The organism is Amycolatopsis sp. NPDC051716, from assembly GCF_040681595.1.
GTDB lineage: Bacteria > Actinomycetota > Actinomycetes > Mycobacteriales > Pseudonocardiaceae > Amycolatopsis.
Genome location: NZ_JBFAZA010000025.1, coordinates 45,355 through 67,447 on the forward strand (window position 1 = coordinate 45,355; position 22,093 = coordinate 67,447).

The 22,093-nt window shown below is 70.8% G+C and carries 24 protein-coding genes; 14 read left to right on the plus strand and 10 right to left on the minus strand.

The genetic code is table 11. The features are described 5' to 3' along the window. The first annotated feature begins 2 nt into the window (after positions 1-2). The 13 genes from AB0M30_RS30085 to AB0M30_RS30145 all read left to right on the plus strand — a co-directional run bounded on the left by AB0M30_RS30085 (position 3) and on the right by AB0M30_RS30145 (position 8,924). Positions 3-455, plus strand: coding sequence for an acyl-CoA thioesterase (locus tag AB0M30_RS30085; protein ID WP_364590349.1), 453 nt, complete (start codon positions 3-5; stop codon positions 453-455). Position 456: 1 nt separating this feature from the next. Next, the gene (locus AB0M30_RS30090) at positions 457-1,032 is read left to right on the plus strand and encodes a flavin reductase family protein (RefSeq protein WP_103343295.1); all 576 of its coding nucleotides are present in this window, start codon (positions 457-459) and stop codon (positions 1,030-1,032) included. Positions 1,033-1,046: 14 nt separating this feature from the next. Then, a complete protein-coding gene (locus tag AB0M30_RS30095) occupies positions 1,047-2,108 on the plus strand; it encodes an SDR family NAD(P)-dependent oxidoreductase (RefSeq protein WP_364590352.1) in 1,062 nt (353 codons plus the stop codon). A gap of 17 nt (positions 2,109-2,125) precedes the next feature. Then, complete coding sequence (locus tag AB0M30_RS30100; protein WP_103343297.1) at positions 2,126-2,317, plus strand: DUF6222 family protein; 192 nt, start codon at positions 2,126-2,128, stop codon at positions 2,315-2,317. Positions 2,318-2,481: 164 nt separating this feature from the next. Then, positions 2,482-4,011 (plus strand): acyl-CoA carboxylase subunit beta, encoded by a 1,530-nt coding sequence (locus AB0M30_RS30105; protein WP_364590609.1) that lies wholly within the window; start codon positions 2,482-2,484, stop codon positions 4,009-4,011. 10 nt (positions 4,012-4,021) lie between these two features. After that, positions 4,022-4,228: an acyl-CoA carboxylase subunit epsilon gene (locus AB0M30_RS30110; protein WP_364590355.1), complete on the plus strand. Its 207-nt coding sequence runs from the start codon at positions 4,022-4,024 to the stop codon at positions 4,226-4,228. 95 nt (positions 4,229-4,323) lie between these two features. Next, on the plus strand, positions 4,324-4,500 hold the full coding sequence (locus AB0M30_RS30115) for a hypothetical protein (RefSeq protein ID WP_364590358.1): 177 nt from the start codon (positions 4,324-4,326) through the stop codon (positions 4,498-4,500). Positions 4,501-4,681: 181 nt separating this feature from the next. Next, positions 4,682-4,990, plus strand: coding sequence for a DUF6235 family protein (locus AB0M30_RS30120; protein WP_103343300.1), 309 nt, complete (start codon positions 4,682-4,684; stop codon positions 4,988-4,990). A 241-nt stretch (positions 4,991-5,231) separates the two neighbouring features. Next, positions 5,232-5,711, plus strand: a complete 480-nt coding sequence (locus tag AB0M30_RS30125; protein ID WP_364590612.1) for a DUF6423 family protein — start codon at positions 5,232-5,234, stop codon at positions 5,709-5,711. Between the two features lie 40 nt (positions 5,712-5,751). Beyond that, on the plus strand, positions 5,752-7,080 hold the full coding sequence (locus tag AB0M30_RS30130) for an NAD(P)-binding protein (RefSeq protein WP_364590361.1): 1,329 nt from the start codon (positions 5,752-5,754) through the stop codon (positions 7,078-7,080). Further along, positions 7,073-7,537, plus strand: coding sequence for a DUF6187 family protein (locus AB0M30_RS30135; protein ID WP_364590364.1), 465 nt, complete (start codon positions 7,073-7,075; stop codon positions 7,535-7,537). The genes AB0M30_RS30130 and AB0M30_RS30135 overlap by 8 nt, the downstream gene beginning before the upstream one ends. Beyond that, positions 7,509-8,057: a carboxymuconolactone decarboxylase family protein gene (locus AB0M30_RS30140; RefSeq protein WP_364590366.1), complete on the plus strand. Its 549-nt coding sequence runs from the start codon at positions 7,509-7,511 to the stop codon at positions 8,055-8,057. The genes AB0M30_RS30135 and AB0M30_RS30140 overlap by 29 nt, the downstream gene beginning before the upstream one ends. A 261-nt stretch (positions 8,058-8,318) precedes the next feature. Continuing rightward, positions 8,319-8,924 carry a response regulator transcription factor gene (locus AB0M30_RS30145; RefSeq protein WP_364590369.1) on the plus strand — a complete coding sequence of 202 codons (606 nt, stop codon included), beginning with the start codon at positions 8,319-8,321 and terminating at the stop codon, positions 8,922-8,924. 20 nt (positions 8,925-8,944) lie between these two features. Here AB0M30_RS30145 and AB0M30_RS30150 read toward each other — a convergent pair whose 3' ends face one another. The 10 genes from AB0M30_RS30150 to AB0M30_RS30195 form a co-directional block, all read right to left on the minus strand. After that, positions 8,945-10,012, minus strand: coding sequence for a DUF2855 family protein (locus AB0M30_RS30150; RefSeq protein WP_364590372.1), 1,068 nt, complete (start codon positions 10,010-10,012; stop codon positions 8,945-8,947). A gap of 30 nt (positions 10,013-10,042) precedes the next feature. Next, entirely contained in the window at positions 10,043-11,221 is a 1,179-nt protein-coding gene (locus AB0M30_RS30155; RefSeq protein WP_364590375.1) for an epoxide hydrolase family protein, read from the minus strand. Between the two features lie 25 nt (positions 11,222-11,246). Then, positions 11,247-12,644 carry an FAD-binding monooxygenase gene (locus AB0M30_RS30160; RefSeq protein ID WP_364590378.1) on the minus strand — a complete coding sequence of 466 codons (1,398 nt, stop codon included), beginning with the start codon at positions 12,642-12,644 and terminating at the stop codon, positions 11,247-11,249. A 29-nt stretch (positions 12,645-12,673) separates the two neighbouring features. Continuing rightward, the gene (locus AB0M30_RS30165) at positions 12,674-13,096 is read right to left on the minus strand and encodes an SgcJ/EcaC family oxidoreductase (RefSeq protein WP_364590381.1); all 423 of its coding nucleotides are present in this window, start codon (positions 13,094-13,096) and stop codon (positions 12,674-12,676) included. A gap of 26 nt (positions 13,097-13,122) precedes the next feature. Continuing rightward, a complete protein-coding gene (locus AB0M30_RS30170; RefSeq protein WP_364590384.1) occupies positions 13,123-14,304 on the minus strand; it encodes an acyl-CoA dehydrogenase family protein in 1,182 nt (393 codons plus the stop codon). A 142-nt stretch (positions 14,305-14,446) separates the two neighbouring features. After that, on the minus strand, positions 14,447-15,064 hold the full coding sequence (gene rfbC, locus AB0M30_RS30175) for a dTDP-4-dehydrorhamnose 3,5-epimerase (RefSeq protein ID WP_364590387.1): 618 nt from the start codon (positions 15,062-15,064) through the stop codon (positions 14,447-14,449). A gap of 23 nt (positions 15,065-15,087) precedes the next feature. Further along, positions 15,088-15,843, minus strand: coding sequence for a DUF2306 domain-containing protein (locus tag AB0M30_RS30180; protein WP_364590389.1), 756 nt, complete (start codon positions 15,841-15,843; stop codon positions 15,088-15,090). A gap of 133 nt (positions 15,844-15,976) precedes the next feature. Beyond that, positions 15,977-17,995, minus strand: a complete 2,019-nt coding sequence (locus AB0M30_RS30185; RefSeq protein WP_364590392.1) for a carbamoyltransferase C-terminal domain-containing protein — start codon at positions 17,993-17,995, stop codon at positions 15,977-15,979. A gap of 152 nt (positions 17,996-18,147) precedes the next feature. After that, a complete protein-coding gene (locus tag AB0M30_RS30190) occupies positions 18,148-18,834 on the minus strand; it encodes a DUF899 domain-containing protein (RefSeq protein WP_364590395.1) in 687 nt (228 codons plus the stop codon). A gap of 31 nt (positions 18,835-18,865) precedes the next feature. Next, complete coding sequence (locus tag AB0M30_RS30195) at positions 18,866-20,500, minus strand: MFS transporter (protein ID WP_364590398.1); 1,635 nt, start codon at positions 20,498-20,500, stop codon at positions 18,866-18,868. 287 nt (positions 20,501-20,787) lie between these two features. On the opposite strand from AB0M30_RS30195, the gene AB0M30_RS30200 reads away from it, so the two are divergent. Further along, complete coding sequence (locus AB0M30_RS30200) at positions 20,788-22,050, plus strand: FAD-binding oxidoreductase (RefSeq protein ID WP_364590401.1); 1,263 nt, start codon at positions 20,788-20,790, stop codon at positions 22,048-22,050. Positions 22,051-22,093 lie beyond the last annotated feature (43 nt).

The window sequence follows — 22,093 nt, forward strand, 5'->3', positions numbered from 1 at the left end:
AGATGACCGGTTACTACGAGATCCGCCACACGGTCGGCTTCGAAGAGACCAACCTGGTGGGCAACGTCTACTACGTCAACTACGTGCGCTGGCAGGGCCGGTGCCGCGAGATGTTCCTGAAGGACAAGGCACCCGCGGTGCTCGAAGAGGTCCGGCACGACCTCAAGCTGTTCACCCTCAAGGTGGAATGCGAGTTCTTCGCCGAGATCACGGCGTTCGACGAGCTGTCCATCCGGATGCGGCTGGAGGAGCAGACCTCGACGCAGATCCAGTTCGCCTTCGACTACGTCCACCTCACCGAAGACGGCGAGGAGCGGCTGGTGGCGAGGGGACGGCAGCGCATCGCCTGCATGCGCGGGCCCAACACGAACACCGTGCCGTCGCGGGTCCCCGAGCAGCTGCAGGAGGCGCTGGAGCCCTATTCGACGGCGGCGGTCAACGGCAAGGGAGCCTGACGTGGGCCACGAAACGGAGGCCGCCGAACGGGCCCACGTGCTGAAGCGGGTGCCGACGTCCTCGTCGCGCCGCGGGATCTCGGCCCAGTCCGGGCTGCGCCAGGCCCTGGGGCAGTTCGCGACCGGGGTGACCGTGCTGACGGCGGGCGGCGAGGACGCGCACGGGATGACCGCGAACGCGTTCACGTCGGTGTCGCTCGAACCGCCGATGGTGCTGTGCTGCGTGTCGAAGGCGGCCCGGATGCACTCGTCGATCGTCACGGCCGGCTCGTTCGGGGTGAACATCCTGGCCGCCGAGCAGGAGGACGTCTCGAAGTACTTCGCCGACTGGCGGCGTCCCGGCGGGATGGCGCAGTTCGAAGCGGTCGGGTACACGACGGGCCGGAAAACGGGGTCGCCCCTGCTCACCGGCGCACTGGCGTGGCTGGAGTGCGAGCTGGCCGAGGTGCTGGAAGGCGGCGACCATTCGATTTTCCTCGGGCAGGTCGTCGCCACCAGCCGCGGCACCGGCGAGCAGGCGCTCGTCTTCTACGGCGGCGGTTACCACCGGATCGACGGCCACGCCCGCGCGGCCTGAGGGGAGTGAAGGTCATGCTGATCGCGGTCACCGGCGGCACCGGCTTCCTCGGTGCCCACACGGTCGCGGCGCTGCTGCGGCGGGGGCACCGGGTCCGGCTGCTCGCCCGGGACGCGAGCGGCGTGGCCCGCGCACTGGCCGGGCCCGGCGCCGATTCGTCCACTGTGGACGTCCAGGTCGGCGACGTCACGGACCCCGCGGCGGCCGGACGGCTGGTGGCCGGGGCGGACGCGCTGCTGCACGCGGCGGGCGTCTACACCTTCGACAGCAGGCGGAAGGCCGAGCTGTGGCGGGTGAACGCCGAAGGCACCGAGGTCGTCCTCGGCGCCGCCCGGCGGGCGGGGACCGGCCGGATCGTGCACGTCTCGACGGTCGGGGCGCTCTACCCGACGGACCGGCCGACGATCGGGCCGGCGAGCCCGGCCGGCGAGCCGCGGGAGCCCTACCTCGCGTCGAAGGCCGCGGCCGAGCGGATCGCGCGGCAGCACCGGGCCGGCGGCGCGCCCGTCACCATCACCTACCCGCCGGCGCTGCTCGGGCCCCACGACCCGCACCTCGGCGACCAGAACGCGCGGCTGCGGGACCTGCTGCGCGGGCTGATGCCGATCTGGCCGTCCGGTGGCCTGCCCATCGGCGACGTCCGGGACTCCGCCGAGCTGCACGCGAGGCTGCTCGGGGAACCCGCGGCGGCCGCGCCCGCGGCGTTCGGGCCGGGCCGCTTCCTGACCACGCGCGAGTACCTCGCCGCGGCGCGGTCGGCGACCGGGCGGCGCCTGCCGGCGGTCTTCCTGCCGCCGGCGGCGATGGCGCCGGTCGGGCGGCTGGCCGACCTGGTGCAGCACGCCTGGCCGTGGCACATCCCGGCCGAGTACGGCGCGATCTACGTCTGCGCCACCGCCGTCCCCGTCGACGGGGACGCACCCACCCAAGGCGTCCGGGCGCGGCCCGCCGGCGACACCGTGCGCGACACGGTGGCCTGGCTGCACGCCACCGGACGGCTCACCGCGCGGCAGGCTGGTGCCGCCGCGCGGCCGGAAACCGCGGCGCGGATCCCCGCGCAACCGCGAACGCAGTGACGGAAGGAGTTCCCGCGATGACCGCGAACAGCGAAGCCACCGGTGCCTTCGGAGTCGTCCGGCCGATGCCCGGCCCCGTGCCGAGCGAGCCGCCGGCCGAGGTGCCGATCCGCCCGGTGCCCCGGCTCGGCCGCGGCATCGTGTGGTCCGACATCGTCGCCGAGATCGCCCGGGACGCCGACGAACCCGGGATGAGGGATGCCGCGTGAGCGGAGCCCGGGATTCCGGCGCGCGGCGGGCGGACGTGCCGCCGGCCGACGGGCCGGTCCGGCCCGTCCGCCGCCGCGCGGACGGGCCGCCGGCCGGGTCCGGCGACGCCAAGGTGATCGAATTCGCCAGGGCGGCCGAGCAGGCACCACCCGGCCCGCCGACCATGCGCGTGCTCCGGCAGCGGCGCGACGAACTGCGTGCGCGGATCGTCGGCGGACGGCCCGAGGGGGTCCACCGGCAGCACTCCCTCGGCAAGCTCACCGCTCGTGAGCGGCTCGCGCTGCTGCTCGACGACGACTCGTTCGTCGAACTCGAGCCCTACCGCCGCCCGGCCGGTGCCACGGCGGCCGGTCCGCACACCGACGGCGTCGTCGCCGGATCCGGCACCATCGACGGGCGCCGGGTGTTCGTCTACGCGCAGGACTTCACGCTCTTCGGGGGTTCGCTCGGCGAAGCGCACGCGGCGAAGATCCACAAGGTGCTCGACCTCGCGGTGGCCGCCGGCGCGCCGGTGATCGGGCTCAACGACAGCGGGGGCGCGCGGATCCAGGAAGGCGTGCTGGCGCTGAACGGCTACGGCGGGATCTTCCGCCGCCAGGTCGACGCGTCCGGGGTGATCCCCCAGATCAGCGTGATCGTCGGGCCGTGCGCCGGTGGCGCGGCGTACTCGCCGGCACTGGCGGACTTCACGTTCATGGTCCGCGACACCGCGCGGATGTACCTCACCGGGCCGGACGTCGTGGCCGCGGTGAGCGGGGAGCGGGTGAGCCACGAGGACCTCGGCGGTGCCGACGTGCACGGCGTGCACTCCGGCGTCGCCACCGTCGTGCACGACGACGAGGAGACGTGCCTCGAGGACGTCCGGTACCTCGTCTCCCTGCTGCCCTCGAACTACCTCGAGCCGGCCCCGGCGGCGGCGCCGACCGGCGCGAAGGACGACCACCGGCCGAAGCTGGCCGAGCTCGTCCCGGTGGAGCCCAACCAGCCGTACGACATGCGGGACGTGTTCGCCGAGCTGGCCGACGAGGGCGAGTTCTTCGAGCTGCACGAGGGCTGGGCCAAAAACGTGCTGTGCGCCCTGACGCGGATCGACGGCCGGGTCGTCGGCCTGGTGGGCAACCAGCCGGTGGTGTTCGCCGGGGTGCTCGACGGGCCGGCGTCGCAGAAGGCCGCCCGGTTCGTGCGGTTCTGCGACGCGTTCGGCATCCCGCTGGTGAGCCTGGTCGACGTGCCCGGGTTCCTGCCCGGCGTGGAGCAGGAGCGCGGCGGGATCATCCGCCAGGGCGCGCAGCTGCTGCACGCCTACTGCGAAGCCACGGTGCCGCGGATCCAGGTCGTCCTGCGCAAGGCCTACGGCGGGGCCTACATCGTGATGGACTCGCGCTCGATCGGCTGCGACCTGTCGCTGGCCTGGCCGACCAACCAGATCGCGGTGATGGGTGCCGAGGGCGCGGTGAACGTGCTGCACCGGCGGGAGCTGGCGGACGCGGACGACCCGGACGCGGTGCGCGCCGAGCTGGTCGCTGAGTACACCGAGGAGTTCCTCCACCCGCAGTACGCCGCCGAACGCGGGCTGGTCGACGACATCGTCGATCCCGCGGAGACCCGGGCCGCCCTGGCCCGCGGCCTGGAGATGCTGCAGGACAAGCGCAAGCCGGGACCGGCTCGCAAACACGGCAACCAGCCGATCTGAGGGAGGCGCGATGGCGGAACTGCGAGTGCTGCGCGGCGAGCCGTCCGCCGAGGAGCTGGCGGCGCTGGTGGTGGTCCTGTGGGGCGTGCTGGGCCGCGCCGGGCCGGCGGACCCGCCCGGGCCGGTCTGGGCCGACCGGGCGGCCGCGGTCCCCGGCCGCCCCGGCGCGTGGCGGCGGTCCGGCCTGCCGGGGTGCGCGGACCGCGGCCGCTCGTGACCTGCCCCCTCACCGCCGGACCGCGGTCCGGCCGGTCCTCGAGCCCCCGCGGGCATGGCGGGGAGTCGCAACCACTGGGAAACGGAGGAAACGCCATGGCAGCAGCAGGATCATCCAGCGCACGGCGCCGGGCGGAAGCGGGACCGGCCGGCGCGAACCGCCGGGCGGAAGCGCACGGGCGGGCGGCGGAGGGTCGTGGCCGGCCCCGGGCCCGGCGGGCCCCCGCGGTGCGCGAGTACCTGCGCGAGCACATCGTGCTCGGGTACAACTGACGGCTCCGGGCGGGCACCGCGCGTGCCCGCCCGCGCCGGACCGCACGTACGGAGATGTCCGGCCCGCCGGGCCGGCGGGACACTTGAGCTTCTCGGGGCCGGCGTGTCGGCAGACCGCCGGCGGGGCCAGACCCGCCGGGATGCCGGACACCCGGCGGAGGTTCGGTTGGGAGGCCGGAGGATGGCGATGCGCCTCCAGCTCACCGCGGGCGTGAACGTGCTCGACGAATGGGCCGAGACGGCGACACAGACGGAGCTGAACCTTGTCTACGAAGCGTTGTTCGCCATCGCGGACGGTTCCGCTTTTCTCGTGTACGACGTTTTCGGCGACCCTCGAAATCCTGGAAATTTCGTTATTCTGGTGAAACCGCAACTGGTGCTCAAGGTCATGGTCCAGCGCGCGGAATCGGCATTCTCGATTTGTTACGTCGGTGCGCACGAAGACGACGCCCAGGCGTCCACCCGGACGAAGCGCCGCAACCGGGAGTGACCGCCGGACCAGCCACTGTGGGCCGAATGGGCCAACGGGTCCGCCCCGCGCCCACCCATGAGGAATACCGGTGCCGAGCATGCATTTCTCACCTTGACAGCGTCTCTCGTGGTGTGTAAGCCTTTGGGCGTTCATGAATCGAAACGTTATTCATGGGGGATAGCGAGGAGGCTCCAGCGTGTCTTCGCCTGAATTGCCAGGACTCGACGTTTCCAGCCGGGTACGTGCCCGGGACATCCAGATGACCGGCGTCGCCGATGTCGCCCGCCGGGTGCTCATGATCACCGGTGCGATCGACACGACCGACCACGACGTCTCGGTCAGCGTTTCCCTGCCCGCGGCGGGCCGCTGGCAGGTCATCAAGTCCGAGACCAACCTCACCGACCAGACGTGGGTGGCGATGCAGGCCGTCCTCGACGAGGACTCCGTGTTCCTCGACGACGAGCCGCTGATGTCGCCCCAGTTCGCGAAGAGCTTCATGACGCCGGACCAGCGGCGCCTCACCTTCTACGACGGCGAGGTCCGGCCCGGCGAGGCCGTGCTCAAGACGTATTCGATGGAAGCCGGCGGCGACAAGCCGACCTACTTCTACTCGCGCTACAGCCCGATCGCGACCGACAGCACCGAGCAGTCCAGCCAGACCCTCGAGGAACTGGTCACCAACGGGATGACCCAGCGGCCGGTCATCGAGCTGATCGTGCCCGTCACGGTGCTCGGCTGAACCGCGCCCAGGTGCCGGTGGCCGGAGGACGGGGGAGTACGTGATCACGTTCGTGCCCGGACCCCACCTGCTGGGCTCACCGCGGGGCCGCCCCTGGCCACGGCTGCCCGCGCCGCCGGTGACGACGTCGGCCACGACGCCCCGAGCCACGGCCGATGTCGTGGTTGTCGGGGCCGGGCCCGCCGGGCTCGCGGTCGCGTCGGCGTTGTGGCACCACGGTGTCGACGACGTCGTGGTCGTCGACCGCGACGGCCGGCCGTGCGGCCGGTTCTTCGAGCGGATCGACCGGCTCGGGCAACGGGTGCTGCGCTCGCCCTACGAGCACCACCCCGGTGTGGAGGGCTACCGCGACTGCGAGCTGCTCGACTTCGCCCGGCTGCACTGGGCGCGCCTGACCGCCGTCGAACGGCGTGAGATCCGGATGGCGCAGGCCGGCCACCGTTCGGTGGTCCCGGTCGACGTGTTCGAGGCGTACTGCGCGCACCTGGTGGCGAGCCACCACGTCACGGAGAAGACCTGGCGCGGCACGGTCCGCGAAGTCCTGCCGACCGCCGACGCGGTGACCGTCCGCGCCGACCGGTTCACCGTCACCGCGGCCCACGCCGTGCTCTGCCTCGGCGAGGAACGCCAGGACGCCCCGCCCTCGTGGTGGGGCGGCGGGCGGCCGCCCGCCGGCGTGTCGTACTGGGACGAGCCGGTGCCGGCGGGCGAGCGGCGGATCGTCGTCGGGGCGGGGCTCACCGCGGCGCACCTGATCAGCGGTGCGCTGGACGCCGGCCGCGAGGTGCACTGGGTGATCCGCGGGTCCGGCGAGCACTACCAGTGCGCCGACGTCAATTCGTCGTTCTTCCGGCCCGAGGGCCGGAAGAGGTTCGACAGCGTCGGCTGGGCCGACCGGCTCGGCCTGATGGGCCGGTTCCGCCGCGCGTCGATCATGTTCGAGTTCCGCCCCCTTTTCGAGCGCGCCGAGGCCGCCGGGCAGCTCGTCGTGCACCGCGGGCAGGCTGTCGAACGGATCACCACCGGCACCGGCGGCACGGTGGCCGTGCGGCTCGGTGGCGGCCAGGCCGCCACCGGCGACCACGCGGTGCTCGCGCTGGGCACCACGCCGTCGATCGGCACCGGGCTGCTGCCGGACGAGGTGGTCGGCGCGCGCGACGGCTGGCCGGCGCTGGACGAACGGACCATGGCCTTCGAGCGGGCTCCACGCGTTTCGGTGATCGGCGCGGCCGCGGGGATGGTCCTCGGCCCGGCGGCCCGGAACATCGACGGGCACCGGGTCGCGACGGCCCGGGTCGCCGCCGCCGTCGCGGCCGCGGTCCGCGCCGAGCGGCCCGCCGCCGTGCACCGGGAGGCCGTCGGTGTCTGAGTACGTGGACAGCCGGTTCGCCCTGCCCGAAGTCGACGCCCCGGCGGGCACCGAGGTCGGGGTCATCCTGCTCGGCCTCGAGGCCGACCGGCTGCTCGCCGGCCTCGGCCTGGCCCGGCTGGCCGACGACCCCGCGCTGGTCACCCAAGCGGTCGACCAGGCCCGCCACGGCGTCGCCGGCTTCACCCTGTCCGGCCTGGTCGCCGGGGGCGCCGAGCACTGGCGCTCGCTGCGCCGGGCACTCGAATTCCCGGCCCGCCCGAACCCCGGGTCGCACCGGCAGGAGTGGACGCGAGCCGCCGAGCGGGTCGCCGCCGCGCTCCCGGACGCCGGCCCGGCCACGATCGCCTACCTGACCGCCTGCGCCCTGCGCCGCGGTGACGTCGACGAGCTCGCCGACGCACCGATCGAGACGGAGGATCCCTTCGATGTCCTACCTGAAGTCCCTGCCGGCTGAGACGACGCTGCTCCAGGTCTTCCGCGCCTACCCCGGCCCGGCGAAGCACCTGCTGGCCTTCCACGAGGAGGTGCTTCGCGGCGAATCGCCGTTCACACCGGGCGAACGGGAGCTGATCGCGGCCTACGTGTCCGGGCTGAACGGCTGCGACTACTGCCACGGGATCCACACCGTGACCGCCGAGGCGTTCGGGGTCCCGGAAGGCCTGCTCTCCGCGGCCGTCGCGGATCTCGCTTCGTCCCCCGTGGACGCCCGGCTCAAGCCGGTGCTGGCCTACGTCGGCAAGCTGACCCGTACCCCGGCCCGGATGACCGAGGCCGACGCCGAAGCGGTGTTCGCGGCCGGGTGGGACGAGCGTGCGCTGCACGACGCCGTGCTGGTCTGCGCGCTGTTCAACTTCATGAACCGGATGGTCGAGGGCGTCGGCATCCGAGCGGACGCGGCGTACACGGCCGAATCGGGGAAACGGCTGAGAGAAGTCGGGTACGCGGGTCTCGCGGGGCTGCTCGCCGAAGCCTGATCCACTTCCGGCCGGCCGGCGGAGCACGCGCCCGCCGGCCGTTTTTCATTCCCCGCCGGAGCAGAACTCGATTTTGTGCTCCGTGTCCCCAGGTCACCAAAAGTGTTCGTGTGAATGCGGAAACGAGTCCGCCGGCCACGCAGGGCGCCTGATTCGTGACGCACGGTGCGGCCGGAGACGGGTTACCCGAATGACGCGGCGAAAAACCCCGGCGGGTGTTTAACTGATATCACTGGGGCGGCGGTGAATGGGGGCCGACGGGTGATCAAGGTCTTGGTCGCCGAGGACATGAATATCGTCCGAGGCGCGCTTATCGCGTTGCTGAGTTTGGAACCGGATATCGAGATAGTCGCCGAAGTTGCTTCGGGTGACGAAATATTGCCGGCGGCCAAGGCGACCGGCGCCCAGGTGGCGGTCATCGACATCGACCTGCCGGGCAAGGACGGGCTGACCGCCGCCGGCGAGCTGCACGAGTACCTGCCCGAGTGCCGGACGCTGATCCTCACCAGCTTGGGCAGACCGGGCACCCTGCGCCGGGCACTGGCCGCCAAGGTCAGTGGCTTCCTGCTCAAGGACGCGCCGCCGGATCGGCTCGCCAACGCCGTGCGCGGGGTGGTGGCGGGCCGCCGCATGGTCGACGGCGACCTCGCGCTCGCGGCGTGGGACGCGGCCGACTGCCCGCTCACCGGACGCGAGATCGACGTGCTGCGGCTGACCGCCGAGGGATACGAGACGGTCGAAGTCGCGGCGCGGCTGCACCTCTCGGCCGGCACGGTACGCAACTACCTGACGACGGTGGTCGCGAAGCTCAACGCCCGCAACCGGGTCGACGCGATCAGGATCGCGAAGGACTCCGGCTGGCTCTGACCGGCGCCCGGCTGCCGTCCTCAGGGCGTGATGACGGTGCTGCTGTCAGCCGCGTGCGTTCCGTCGACCAGGTGCCGGAAGACCGTCGCGATCGCCTCGGGACCGCGGCCGGTGGCGACGGCCAGCCACGACTCGGTGAAGTCGATGTACTCGTCCTCGGCCGCGTGGTAGCGGGCGAAGAACGCGTCCTCGCCTTCGGCCGCGATGGCCTCGTCTTCGACCGCGGGGGTGAAGAACATCTCCGGTTCGGGGTCGGTGAGCTCCGGCGGGGTGCTCCCGCCGTGCGTCCACCCCAGCAGCACGAGGTGCCCGAGGTGGGGGCGGAACGCGGTGTGGAGCGCGGTCAGGACGTCGGCGTCGCCGGCGATGTCGACGCACACGACCGGGCCGCCGGCGGCCGCCGGCAGGGCGTCGTAGGTGGTCACCTCGTCGTAGACGGCCAGGCCGGCGAGGAACGCGGAGTGGCCGGCCGCCGTGAGGCCGATGGTGCGCACGTTCGCGTGGCCGCGCAGGCGGTGGGCGATCCCGATGCCCACCTTGCTCGAGGCCGAGGTGATGACGACGGTGACCTCGCCGTCCCCCGCCTTGCCGGTGACGAAGTCGGCGACGTGGAACGCCGCCGGGTAGACGGGCCGGAGCAGGGTGCGCCGGTCGTCGCGGTGGTCGGCCGCACCGGCCGGCTGGAACGTCTGGTACCAGGGGTGCGCGAAGTGCCGGCCCGGCGTGGTGTCCCGGAACCCGCGGGAGGCCGGCTCCGGCCGGACCACGTGGTGGCTCGACGACGGCAGGTAGCCGAAGAACCGGTCGCCGGCCGGGTAGCCGGGGTGGTTCGACCGCGTCACCCGGGCGAAGCCCCACACCGGGAGCCGGCCCCACGCCGGGTCCGGCGAGGGGAACGCGTCCCAGAAGTTCATCGGCGCGACGCCGCCCCACCGCGCGTAGGTCACGTTGTTCATGGTCAGGCCGATCCGCTCGAAGGCGAGCTCGACCTCACCCGCGCCGAGCGGCGCGGCTTCGGCCGCCCGCGTCTCGGTCACCGCGAGATCGTCGCGCTTGACCAGCAGTTCCCATCGTGCCGCTTCGGTCATCTGTGTTCTCCTCGCTGGATCGTCGCGGCTTCAGTGTCGTCCTTGCAGCACGTTCCTGGTGAACTCGGCGATGTCGCCGACCAGCAGCTCCGGCTGTTCCAGCGCCGCGAAGTGGCCACCGCGGTCGAATTCCGTCCAGCGGACGAGGCTGGGGAGCAGGCCCTCGGCGAAGCGGCGGATGGGCCGGACCGCGTCGTGGGGGAAGAACGCGACCCCGACGGGCATCTCCAGCGGCCACGGGCCACCCCAGGTCTGGGCGAACTGCTGGTCGTCGTGCGCGGATTCGAAGTACAGCTGTGCGCTCGGGCCCGCGGTGGCGGTGAGCCAGTAGATGGTGACGTTGGTGAGCAGGGCGTCGCGGTCGACCGCCTCCTCGGGGACCTCCCCGGAGTCGGTCCACTCCTTGAACTTCTCGACGATCCAGGCGAGCTGCCCGACGGGGGAGTCGGTCAGCCCGTAGGCCAGGGTCTGCGGCCGGGTCCCCTGGATCTTCTGCCAGCCGGCCGCGTGCTGGGCGAAGTCGACGGTGAACTCCAGGCGCGCGCGGTCGGCGTCGTCGAGCGCGCTCAGCGCCTCCGGGTCGGGGGGCGGGAAGGTGACGAACATGTTGAGGTGCACCGCGGCGACGTGCTCGGGGTCGGCGAGACCGAGCTGGAGCGAGATCGGCATGCCCCAGTCACCGCCCTGCGCGACGTAGCGGTCGTACCCGAGCCGTCGCATGAGCTCGGCCCACGCCCTGGCCACCCGCGGCACGTCCCAGCCGGTTTCGCCGGTGGGTCCGGAGAAACCGTAGCCGGGAATGGACGGGACCACCACGTGGAAAGCGTCCGCGGGATCGCCGCCGTACGCGGCGGGATTGGTGAGCGGCTCGAGCACGGCCGAGAACTCCGCGAACGACCCCGGCCAGCCGTGGGTGAGAATCAGCGGTGTGGCGTCCGGCTCCGGTGAACGCACGTGCCAGAAATGCACATTGGCGCCGTCGATTTCTGTTGTGAATTGCGGAAATTTGTTGAGCTGCTCCTCGGCGGCCCGCCATTTGTAGGATTCACGCCAATAGCGGGCCAGCTCGCGCAGATAGCCGACGGGCACCCCCCGGCTCCAGCCGACACCGGGCAGTTCGACCGGCCAGCGGGTCGCGTCGATGCGGCGGTTGAGGTCGTCGATGTCGGCCTGGGGGATGTCGATGCGGAAGGGACGGATTTGCGTCATCGCACTTTCTTTCCGGCGGGCCGCGTCAGGCCGCCTTGCCCAGGTCGTGGTCCGGTTCGGCGGCGGGGACGCTCGGAGTCCCGGCCGCGGGGTGTGCCTTGCCGCCACGCAGCACCCGGAGGATGTTGCGCGGCCGCATGAGGGCCGGCGGCTGGTCGATCAGGCCGGCCACCCGGATGAAGGCGTTGGTGAGCTCGGCGTCGTCGACCGCCGCACGCTGCAGCCGCGCCACGTAGGCGTTGGCGAAGCGGATCTTGGCGGTGCGCTTGCCTTCAACCCCGGCGTAGCCGAGGTCGGCACCGGCCGAGAAGTCCCACGGCGAGTCGATTTCCCGGGAGATGTCCCGGAAGTAGGCCCGCGCGTCCGGGATCCCGCCCGGCTCGAGGTGCCGTTCCAGCACCAGGGATTCGAGCGCGGTGACGGTCATTCCCTGTGCGTAAAGCGGGTTGAAGCTGCAGACGGCGTCCCCCAGCACCAGCAGGCCCGCCGGGAACCGGCTCAGCCGCTCGTAGTGCCGCCGCACACTGGCGGGGTACTGGTGCTTCACCGGCTCGTCGATCGCCGGGGCGTCCTTGATGGTCTCGTAGATCTCCGGGACGGGCAGGCTGCGGGCGAACTCGGTGAAACCCTCCGGATCGGTCGGCGGGTGGTCGCCGAGCATGCCGGTCAGCGAAAGCTCGACCCGGTTGTCGTCGCCGGGGAGCCGGTAGAAGAACGCCCCTCGCGGGAAGTCCGGCGTCGGCGCCGGGATGAACGCCAGGTCCGGGGCGAACGGGTCGTGGTCCAGCCGGTAGTGCCGGGTGGTGTAGGCCAGCCCGATCTTGATCTTCTCTTCTTCCGGCCGCGCGTAGCCGAGTTCCTCCAGCCACGCCGGGGTGCGCGAGCCGCGCCCCGTGGTGTCGACGACCAGGTCGGCCGTCAGCACCCGCTCCTCCTCCGAGCCGGGGGCGCGGACCCGCGCACCGGTGACGCGGGCTCCGTCCGGCGACGCGCTCAGGCCGAGGATGTCGTGCCGCTCCAGGAACGTCACGTTCGGGATGGCCTGAACCCGGTTCCGGACGTGGTATTCCAGCACCGGCCTCGTCGCCGGGACCGAGATGAGACCGGAGCGGGACGGGCGGAGCCGCTGCCCGTTGACGTACCAGCGGATGTCGCCGTTGAAGTCGCCGGGGCGGACGCCCGCGGCCACCAGTTCGTCGGTCAGACCGGGGAACTGGGCTTCGAGGATCTGGTGCCCGCGCGCGACCAGTCCGTGCGCGTGCCGCCCGTGCGGGACGCCGCGACGTGGACCTTCGACGCCGATCAGCTGGTCGCGATCGACGACGAGCACTTCGCGGAAGGCGCCGGCCAGGACACGGGCGGCCAGCAGGCCGCCCATGCTTCCGCCCAGCACCACGGCGCGGTTGCCTACTTGATTTTCCACCGTGGCCATCTCCCCTGGTCTGGTTCCGTTCAGCCCGCTTGCACGGGGGTGTTCTGGTACGCGGTGAGGAGCCACTCCTCGTCCTGCTTGACCAGCAGCCAGCTCGCCCTGATCGCGCGTTCCGGCGCGACTTCTTCTTCGCCCGGCTGGAGGACGCCGCCCTGGGTGATCACCAGCGCGACGCCGTCGGCGAGGAACTTGGCGGCGAGGGGCTGCCCGTAGACCCGGGTACCGGCGTACGGTCCCGCGAAGGCCTGCTTCATGAACAGCCGGACTTCTTCGCGGCTCTTGAGGTACACGTCGTTGGGCAGGATCAGGCTGCCGTCGACGGCGAAGACGTCCGCGAACGCGTCGGCGTCGTTGTCCGCCCATGCCGCGACGATGCGCTGCGGGACCTGCTGCACGGCCGCCACGTCCTCGGGGCTCGGCGCGGGCACTGGGGTGCTCGTCATGGCTTTCGTCCGTTCTGTCGAAGGGATCAGATGTAGTGCGTGTTGGGCTCGAGGCCGCACAGGATCCGGCCGTACAGCTCGAGGTTCGTGTTCGGGTGCATGATCGCGTGCAGGTTCAGCGTCTGGACGTCACGCTCGATGCGCTGGATCGGCACGCTCTGGTAGATCGACGAGCCGCCGCTCGCGGTGTTGAGGATGTCGACGGCCTCCTTGGCCCGCTGGGCCACCGCACCCATGTCCAGGCGCACCCGGGCCCGCTCCTCGATCGTCCACTCGTGGTCGGTCGGGCCCAGCGTGTCGATCAGGTCCGCCATGCGGTTGGCGTGGAACTCGGCCTCGTCGATCTTGGTGGTCGCCTCGGCCACCTGCAGGTGGGTCAGCGGCGCCTCGGCCTGGTTCTCGTAGGAGGTGTAGGTGATCTTGCGGCCGGGGAGGCGCTCGAAGAACGCGTCCTTGGCGGCCTTCGCCAGTCCCAGCGCGGTGGCGCTGACCGTGGCGCACGCGGTCGGCATGAAGGGCGCCTTGAAGATCGGCGAATCCGCGTTGAGCACCGAGCGGTGCTGGCCGGCCAGCACCGGGCCCATCGACAGCACCCGCTCCTGGGGGACGAAGACGTCCTGCGCGATCGACGTGACGCTGCCGGAGCCGCGCAGGCCCGCCGTGTGCCAGTCGTCCACGATCATCAGGTCCGAGGACGGGATCGCGATCATGATCGGCTCGAACTCGCCGTTCGGGTGGGCGAGCACGGCGGCGTTCGTGTTCCAGTGGCTCTGCTGCGCGCCGGTGTTGAACGACCACTTCCCGTTGACGACCAGCCCGCCGTCGACGGACTTCGCCATCGCGGTGGGGCTCAGGATCCCGCACACCCGGACGTCCGGCGTGCTGTGGACCTCGTCCTGGACCTCGTCGGGGAACAGGCCGAGCATCCAGGAGCTGATCGCCCACACCGCGACGGTCCACGACGTCGAGCCGTCGCCCTTGGCCAGCTCCGCGAGCACGTCCATGACGGTGCCCATGTCCGACTCGTAGCCGCCGTAGCGCTTGGGGATGCGCATCTTCAGCAGGCCGGACTTCGTCAGCGCCTCGACGGTGTCCTCGGGAAGGCGGCGTTCCTCTTCGGTGCGCAGGGCGTTCTTCTGGAGCAGCGGTACCAGTTCCTTCGCGCGGCGGAGCAGTTCCGCCCGCGAAGGTGTTTCGGTGTGTTCCATCGGTTCCTCCGTGGTGGTGTGCGGACGGGGAGCGGCGGGCGGCGCCGGCTCGCCTTCCGCGAGGCAAGGACGACCGAGCCCTGGTCCGACTGTCGCACCCGCTGCCGCGACGTTCATCTCCCCGGTTGCGGTGTGCCGGTTTTCAGCGGGTGGCGGTGCCGGCGCACTGTGCCGCTTCGATCGCGAGACAGTGTTCGTAGCGGGGCAGCAGACCGGCCGAACCGGCTTCGGCCAGTGTCGGCGCGAGCCGGTCCCGATCGGACAGCAGCGGGATCGACGCGGCCGGGATCGGCAGCCCGAGCGCGGGATCCAGCGGGTGCACCGCGCGCTCGTCCTCCCGGACGTACTCCGTGGACATCAGGTAATTCATGATCGTTCCGTCGGTGTGCGACACGAAACCGTGGGCCACCCCGACCGGGACGTACACCGCGCGGAAGTCGGCCGGGTCCAGTTCGATCGTTTCCCACCGGCCGAAGGTGGGGGACCCGGCACGCACGTCGAGGATGATGTCGGTCGCCTTTCCGTGCACGCAGTAGACGTACTTCGCGTTGCCCGGTGGTGCGGCCGTGTAGTGCATCCCGCGGGCGACGTCCCGGTGCGAAACGCTGAGACTGTTCTGTGCCAGCGAAAACGGCCGGCCACCGAACTCACCGGTGAAAGCGCTGCCGAGGTAGGGGGAGGCGAACATCCCCCGGTCGTCGGGAAAACACGGGATCGAGAACTCGGCGGCTCCGTCGATCGTCAGCTCGCGTGCGCGCATGGGCGTGCTCCTCCTGCAGTCGCTCAGCCGGCGTTGGCTGGCTGCGGGGCCGGCGTCTTCCGGGGCTTCCGCGTCCTCCTCAGCCACCAGAAGACCAACGCCGCGTTGACCAGCCAGCCGAGCCAGAAACCCTCGAGCTCGCCGTGGGTCGCGGCGATGATCTGCGGGCCGGCGCCGGGGATCTGCAGCACCAGGATCGCGATGAGCCGTCCGGTGATGACGCTCATCGCCATCGCGAAGCTGTAGAGCATCCACCGGCGGTGTTCGCCGTAGCGGCGCTGCCGCGCCATCACCAGCCCGGTGATGGTGGTGCCGAGCGAAAGGACCGCCCAGCAAGCCATCCCGGCCTTGGCGATCGGCCCCCACGAGCTCAGCGGGATCAGCATGATCGCCAGCAGCGCGGCGGGGATCATCCCGCCGAAGACGTAGATCCGGCCGCTGGTCCGGTGGACCGCGGGGTACTTGCGGCGCAGCCACGGCGACAGCTGCAGGCACACGGTGATCCAGGCGATCGTTCCGCACGCGACGTGCAGCAGCATCACCGAGTGGTGCAGGGGCTCGGTGGGGTTCAGGGTCACCGGGGGGAACGCGCGCGGGTTCAACGTCACCACGGCGGGCACCCGCCAGAGGAGGAACGCGCCGAGCAGCAACGCCAGCGGCAAGAGCCACGGCCGCCGCCAGAACGGCTTCCGCCCGGCCCCGCGTGCCGGTCGTGGGGGACTGCCCGGGGCGCGTTCCCCGGGTACGGCCGGGGCCCGGCTGTCGAGATTCTGGGACATGGTCGCCACCTCCTGTGCGGCTGAAGCTCTCCGTGCTCCACCGTGGTTCCGGGCGGAGCAGCGCTACTCCGCCCGATCCCGCGCGGCGAGGCCGTTCAAGGGCCTCGCCGCGGGACGGCGGGCAGACCCGGGATCAGGTGGCGCTGGGCGTGAGCGTGAAGTAACGGATGTGCCACAAGGCGAAGATCTCCTCGCGGATCTCGTCGGACAACGCGACACCGCTGTCCTGTGCGAGCGTCGCCAGCGTCTTCTGCCCGTCGGTCCCCTCGAGCAAGGAGAACAGCTCGGGGGAGACCTCGGCTCGCGGCCCGGTCGCGTAGTCGAGGAAGATCTCGTGGACGACCTCGCGTTCGCCGGCCGCGCCTCGGTGGACGTTCCGGGCGAGCCGGGTGACCGGCCGGAACCCGACGACGAAGTCGTCGAACGCCCGGGTACCGCCCGGCCGGCGGCTGATCAGGTAGTCCTCGACGACCAGGTAGTCGAGATCGGTCGTGAGGAACGAGGTCAGCGCGTCCTCGACACTCTGGACGATCGGCTCCGCGTTGTTGTTGAACGAGGTGTTGAGCAGCACCGGTGTCCCGGTGATGGCGCCGAACCGCTCGACCAGGTCGTGGAACCTCCGGTTGGACACCGGGTCCACGATCTGCAGCCGTGCCGAGCCGTCGACGTGGGTGATCGCACCGAGGTGCTCGCGGTGCTCCTCCCGCACGTCGATCACGTAGGACATGAAGTCGTAGTTCGCGGTGGTGGCCGGGAGGTCGAAGTACTCCCCGGCGGCCTCCCGCGTGACGACGGGCGCGAACGGCCGGTAGCCCTCGCGCTTCTTGACCATCGCGTTGATCTTGTGCCGGTTCTCGGCGGGCCGCGCGTCGGCGATGATGCTGCGGTTTCCCAGCGCACGCGGGCCGAACTCGGAGCCACCGTGGGTCCAGCCGAGGACGGCGTCCTTCGCGAGGAGGTCCGCGGCGGTGTCGACGATGTCCGCGGGCCGCTCGAAGTCGATCAGCGCGCTCCAGGCCTTCAGCGTCTTCTCGATGCCGTAGCTGTCGCCCAGCGCCGGGCCGAGACTGGCGCACCGCAGCTGCGGCTGCCCGAAGGGGTTCTCGCCGAGCCGATGACCGGCCGCGAGAGCCGCGCCTTCGGCGGCACCGGCGTCGTGGGAGCTGGGGTGGATGAACACTTCTTCGAACAGCCCGGACTTGAGGATGAGCCCGTTGAGCGTGCTGTTGTGCGCTACCCCGCCGGTGAAGCAGAGCTTCGGGAGGCCGGCGGTCTTCGCCCAGTGCCCGAGCACGTGCAGGACGATGGTCTCCAACGTCTCCTGGAGGCCGGCGGCGAAGTCCATGTGCGCCTGGGTGAGCTCCTCACCCTTGCGGCGGGGCAGGAAGCCGCTGGAGAAGAAGACCGGGCCCACCATGTTGATCTCCGGTGCGGCCGGGTTCAGCGTGTATTCGCCGTTCTCCCCGAGGGTGTACAGGCTCTTGAAGAGTTCGCGGTAGGTCTCGGGGTTGCCGTACGGAGCGAGGCCCATCACCTTGTACTCGTCACCGAAGCGGTAGCCGACCAGGTGGATGGCGGCCTCGTACAACGTGCCGAGCGACTGGGCGATCGGGTAGGTGGACAGTGGTTCGAGCCCGCCGGCGTGGCCGCGGTAGATCGTGCCGGAGTCCTCTTCGCCGCGGGCGTCGAGCACCACGACCAGCGCTTCGTCGAATCCGGACCGGACGAAGGAGGAGTAGGCGTGCGAAAGGTGGTGGGGCGTGTAGAGGAGCTTGTCCTCCGCCGGCGCCCAGTCCAGCTCCGCGCGCAGCAGGTCGTCGATCAGCTGGCGCGAGCCGCGGTTCGGCACCCGAGGGTGGTCGAGGTACCAGGAGTTCAGGGCGTGATCGGTGAACTCCTCGTCGAAGTAGTAGCCGACCGCGTCGATGTCGGACGGCGCCGCCTTCGCGACGTCGAGGCAGGCGCGAACCGCGTTGACCGGGAACTTGGTGGTCTTCTTGATGCGGTTGAGCCGTTCCTCTTCGACGGCGGCGACGAGCTTGCCGTCCTTGATGAGGCATGCGGCCGCGTCGTGGAAATAGTAGTCCGGCATTCCCGGCACCAGATCCGCGGCCGCGGTGCCGAAGTTCCCGTTCAGCCCGAGTATCAACATCCCTAACCAGTCCTTCCCATGCGCCGTGGGTCGACTCTCGCACTTCGGTGTCCCGGACACGTCTTGTCGATTGCGGGGAAAACGAAGGACGGCCCGGCAGCGTGCTGCCGGGCCGTCCGCGAAAGGGGTGGGCTGGTGGGGTCCTCGGTCCGCTACACCTGGCGGCCCAACGGCGTCAGGTCGAGGTGGTTGAGTGTCCACAAGAGATTGTCCGTGCCACGGGCGAACGTCGAGTACGAGTGGTAGATGTCCTCGCCGTCGCGGATGAAAACGGCCATCCCCGGCAGTTCGGTACCCCACATGTCCCAGGGACCGACCTCTGCTTCGTGTTCTTCCTTCGTCCGCCAGTTGATCAGGATCGGGGCCTTTTCCTCATCGAGGGTGAAGTGGAAGTCGTAGTTGAAATCGTTGCCGAAGGAGGAGTAGTACGGCAGCGTCCACCCCATCCGTTCCTTGTACGCCTGGATCTTCGGGAACGGCGCCCGCGACTCGACGGCCAGTGTCGTGTTCTTCTCGTGCAGGTGCGGAAGGTAGCCGTGGTCCCGGATGGCGTGCCGGCAGCTCAGGCAGCCGTCGTCCCACTCGGGGGCGAACATGGCGTGCTGCAGGATCAGCTGCTGACGCCCCTCGAACAGGTCGAGGAGCGTGACCTTGCCGTCGGGGCCTTCGAAGACGTATTCCTTCTCGACCTCGATCATCGGTGAGGCCCGGCGCAACGCGGTCACGGCGTCGCGAGCACGGGTCAGTTCCTTCTCCTTGACCAGAAGTTCGCGCCGGGCGGTCAGCCATTCCTTCGGCCCGACGATTTCGGGGAGAGTGTTCGGGGTTTCTTCGGTCATGATGCCATCCTCGCGTTTCTCGGTCGCCGGGTCACGCCGCCATGCGGCTTTTTTCGTCGCTGGACTCGGAGTCTTCGCCTTTCTGCTGGTCCGCCTGGTCGGCCTGCTGGGCGCCGGCACGTCCCAGCGCCCTCGCCGAGAGCACCGCGAGCGCGAGGAAGACGACCGCGCTGACGGCGCAGGCGACGTTGAGCCCGGCCGTGTACGCGTCGTGCGCCGGTGCGAGCAGCTGCGGGAACCGTTCCCCGGCCACCAAAGCGCCGTTGACGCTTTCACTGGCCGCGGCGGCCGCATCCGGGGGGACGTCGGCGGGGATGTTGCCCGAAATCCCGCTGCGGTACACCGCCGTTCCCAGGCTGCCGAGCAGGGCGATGCCCAACGCGAGGCCGAGCTCGGTCCCGGTCTGCTGGATCGCCGAAGCGGATCCGGCCTTCTCCGGCGGTGCGGAGCCGATGATCATGCCGACGAGCAGCCCGGCGGGCAGGCCGTTGCCGCCGAGCGCCAGTGCCCAGCCGACCACCACCAGGGCCAGGGTGTCGCCGTGCAGCAGGACCGTGTCATGGCCGCCACGGGCGAACACGACGTCGAACCCGACCAGGGCGAGGACGAGGTACCCGATCGCCGCGATCACCATTCCCGCGGCGACCACGTACGCCGGGCGGAACTTCCTGGCCAGCACCGGGCCGCCCACCATCGAGCCGATGATCATCGCGACGATCGCGGGCAGCAGCCACAGACCGGCGTGCAGCGGATCGAGCCGCGCGCCGACCTGCATGTACTGCGTCACCAGCAAAGTCGTGCCACCGAGGAAGACGCCACCACCGAGCATGATCGTCAGACCGGAGCTGAAGGTCCGGTTGCTGAACATCCGCAGGTCGAGCAGGGGGTCGTCGAGCTTTCGCTGGCGTCGCGCGAACACCACGCCGATCGCGAGACCGACGACGAGCGCGATCACCGCGGCCGGTTCGAGCCCGTGCCGGGCGATTTCCTTGAGGCCGTAGACCGCGGGCAGGATCGCCGCCATCGACAGCGCGACACTGATCAGGTCCAGCCGTCCCGGGTGCGGGGCGCGGAACTCCGGGAGCACGAGCGGGCCGGCGACGAGCAGCAGCACCATGACCGGCACGCCGATCAGGAAGACCGAACCCCACCAGAACGACTGCAGCAGCAGGCCACCCAGCACCGGGCCGAGCGCGTTCCCGCCGACGAGGCAGCTCATCCACGCGGCCATCGCCGTGGCGAGCTGCTTCGGGTTCTTGAACATGGTGGAAATCAGGGCCAGCGTCGAAGGCATCAGCGTCGCGCCCGCGATGCCGAGCAGCGCACGGGCGATGATGAGCATTTCGGGGCTGGTGGAAAACGCGGCCAGCACCGAGAAGGCGCCGAACGACGCGCCACCGATCAGCAGCAGGCGCCGCCGGCCGATGCGGTCACCCACGGTGCCCATGGTGACGAGGAAGCCCGCGATCATGAAGCCGTAGATGTCGGTGATCCACAGCTGCTGGACACTGCTGGCCTGCAGTGCGACGGTCAACCGGGGCAACGCGAGGTAGAGCACGCTCAGGTCCAGTGACAGCAGCAGGGTCGGCAGCGCCAAAACCGCCAGCCCCAGCCATTCCCGCCGCCCGGCCCGTGCGGCGGTGTCTGCTCCCGCGCTCGTTTCCATCGGACGTCCCTCCTTCGTTCGGTACAGCGCCAACCGGATCGGGTTTCACGCGAAGGTATGCAGATCCAGTCCCCCATCCTTCTGTGAGGCCGATCACGTCGCAACTTCGAGAATGCTCTCTCCGTGCCCGGTGAATTCCCGTTCGCACCGGGGCGCACTTCAGAGGATGCCGCAAGCCGGGGTGAACCGCGAGGATCGCAAGCGGTGACAACCGGCGGCTGCCGGCGCGGCGTGTCCGGCACGCGGCGACTGATTTTGACTGTGGCTTCCACCCGGAGGAGACGGATATGAGCGACACTGCCGATGTCGTCGTGGTAGGTGGCGGGATCATGGGGCTCACCCATGCCGTGCACCTGCTCGAGGCCGGCGTCGAGAAGGTTCACCTGATCGAGCGAGACGGCCTGTGCGAGGGCACAACCGGTGCCGGTGGCGGTTTCCTGGCGCCCTGGACGGTCATTTCCCATCTGCACGGCCCCGATTCGCCCGCCGGACCGCTCGAGCGGTACGGAATGGAGTTCTACGCCAAGCTGAACGCCGCGGGCCACGACATCGACTACCGGCAGAACGGCGTGTTGTGGGTGACCGCCAGCGAAGGCACCTGGGCACTGGCGCAGAGCCTCGCCTGGGACGTCGCCGACGCCGCCGCCGTGGCCGTGGAACCCGGCCGCATGGCGGAGTTCAGCGCCGGTGTGGTGTCGGGCGATGGGGTGTACGGCGGTTACTACGTGCCTTCCGGCGCGCAGATCAGCACGACCAAGGTCGGCACCGCACTCGCCGCGCGCATCCGTGAACTCGGCGGTGTCGTCGAGACCCGCCGTCCGGCGGAGGCGATCCGGGTGTCCGGTGGCCGCGTGACCGGGGTGGACACCGCCTTCGGGCGCATCGACAGCGACCACGTCGTGCTGGCGGCCGGTGCGTGGAGCAACCAGCTGCTCGAGCCGCTGGGCGCGTTCCTGCCGGCGGTTCCCCAGATCACTTCGCGCATCATCACCGAGGACCTCGGAATTCCCGAGACCCTGCCGATGCTCTTCATGCTCGGCCTGGCCCCGGACGAGCCGGGCGGCGGTACGCCGCTGTGGGTGCGGTGGCACGACGGGGGGCTGCTGTGGGGCGGCATGTACGGGACCTACCCGCGTGACGTGCTGGCGGACGCGCCGATCCCGGACCGGCTCGACGAACTGCCCACCGACGGCATCCTCGAGGACCAGCGGATGGCCAGGGGAGCGGCGGGTTTCATGCCCGTGCTGAGCCGTCCGGCGAGCATCCGGGTCAAGCACGGCGCGCCGTGCTACACGCCGGACAACCTCGCGCTCGTGGGCCCGGTGCCCGGCATCGAGGGGCTGCACGCGCTCGGCGGCGACAACGAGCTCGGCGTGACGCAGGGCCCCGGCCTCGGCAAGGTGCTGGCCGACCACATCGTGCACGGCACGAGCGAACTCGCGGAGCTGGGACCCTGGTGCCTGGACCGCTTCGGTGACCGGTACACGAACGCCGCCGAGGCGTACGCGGGTCTCACCGAATCGCTGACCAAGCTGCTGGAATCGGACTAGCGCCTGCTCCGGTCCGCAACGACCCGGGCACCCCGGTGGTGAC

Coding starts and splice junctions, on each gene's coding strand:
- AB0M30_RS30085 (WP_364590349.1), top strand. CDS start 3: ATGACCGGTTACTACGAGATCCGCCACACGGTCGGCTTCGAAGAGACC.
- AB0M30_RS30095 (WP_364590352.1), top strand. CDS start 1,047: ATGCTGATCGCGGTCACCGGCGGCACCGGCTTCCTCGGTGCCCACACG.
- AB0M30_RS30100 (WP_103343297.1), top strand. CDS start 2,126: ATGACCGCGAACAGCGAAGCCACCGGTGCCTTCGGAGTCGTCCGGCCG.
- AB0M30_RS30105 (WP_364590609.1), top strand. CDS start 2,482: ATGCGCGTGCTCCGGCAGCGGCGCGACGAACTGCGTGCGCGGATCGTC.
- AB0M30_RS30110 (WP_364590355.1), top strand. CDS start 4,022: ATGGCGGAACTGCGAGTGCTGCGCGGCGAGCCGTCCGCCGAGGAGCTG.
- AB0M30_RS30115 (WP_364590358.1), top strand. CDS start 4,324: ATGGCAGCAGCAGGATCATCCAGCGCACGGCGCCGGGCGGAAGCGGGA.
- AB0M30_RS30120 (WP_103343300.1), top strand. CDS start 4,682: ATGGCGATGCGCCTCCAGCTCACCGCGGGCGTGAACGTGCTCGACGAA.
- AB0M30_RS30125 (WP_364590612.1), top strand. CDS start 5,232: ATGACCGGCGTCGCCGATGTCGCCCGCCGGGTGCTCATGATCACCGGT.
- AB0M30_RS30140 (WP_364590366.1), top strand. CDS start 7,509: ATGTCCTACCTGAAGTCCCTGCCGGCTGAGACGACGCTGCTCCAGGTC.
- AB0M30_RS30150 (WP_364590372.1), bottom strand. CDS start 10,012: ATGACCGAAGCGGCACGATGGGAACTGCTGGTCAAGCGCGACGATCTC.
- AB0M30_RS30155 (WP_364590375.1), bottom strand. CDS start 11,221: ATGACGCAAATCCGTCCCTTCCGCATCGACATCCCCCAGGCCGACATC.
- AB0M30_RS30165 (WP_364590381.1), bottom strand. CDS start 13,096: ATGACGAGCACCCCAGTGCCCGCGCCGAGCCCCGAGGACGTGGCGGCC.
- AB0M30_RS30170 (WP_364590384.1), bottom strand. CDS start 14,304: ATGGAACACACCGAAACACCTTCGCGGGCGGAACTGCTCCGCCGCGCG.
- rfbC (WP_364590387.1), bottom strand. CDS start 15,064: ATGCGCGCACGCGAGCTGACGATCGACGGAGCCGCCGAGTTCTCGATC.
- AB0M30_RS30180 (WP_364590389.1), bottom strand. CDS start 15,843: ATGTCCCAGAATCTCGACAGCCGGGCCCCGGCCGTACCCGGGGAACGC.
- AB0M30_RS30185 (WP_364590392.1), bottom strand. CDS start 17,995: ATGTTGATACTCGGGCTGAACGGGAACTTCGGCACCGCGGCCGCGGAT.
- AB0M30_RS30190 (WP_364590395.1), bottom strand. CDS start 18,834: ATGACCGAAGAAACCCCGAACACTCTCCCCGAAATCGTCGGGCCGAAG.
- AB0M30_RS30195 (WP_364590398.1), bottom strand. CDS start 20,500: ATGGAAACGAGCGCGGGAGCAGACACCGCCGCACGGGCCGGGCGGCGG.
- AB0M30_RS30200 (WP_364590401.1), top strand. CDS start 20,788: ATGAGCGACACTGCCGATGTCGTCGTGGTAGGTGGCGGGATCATGGGG.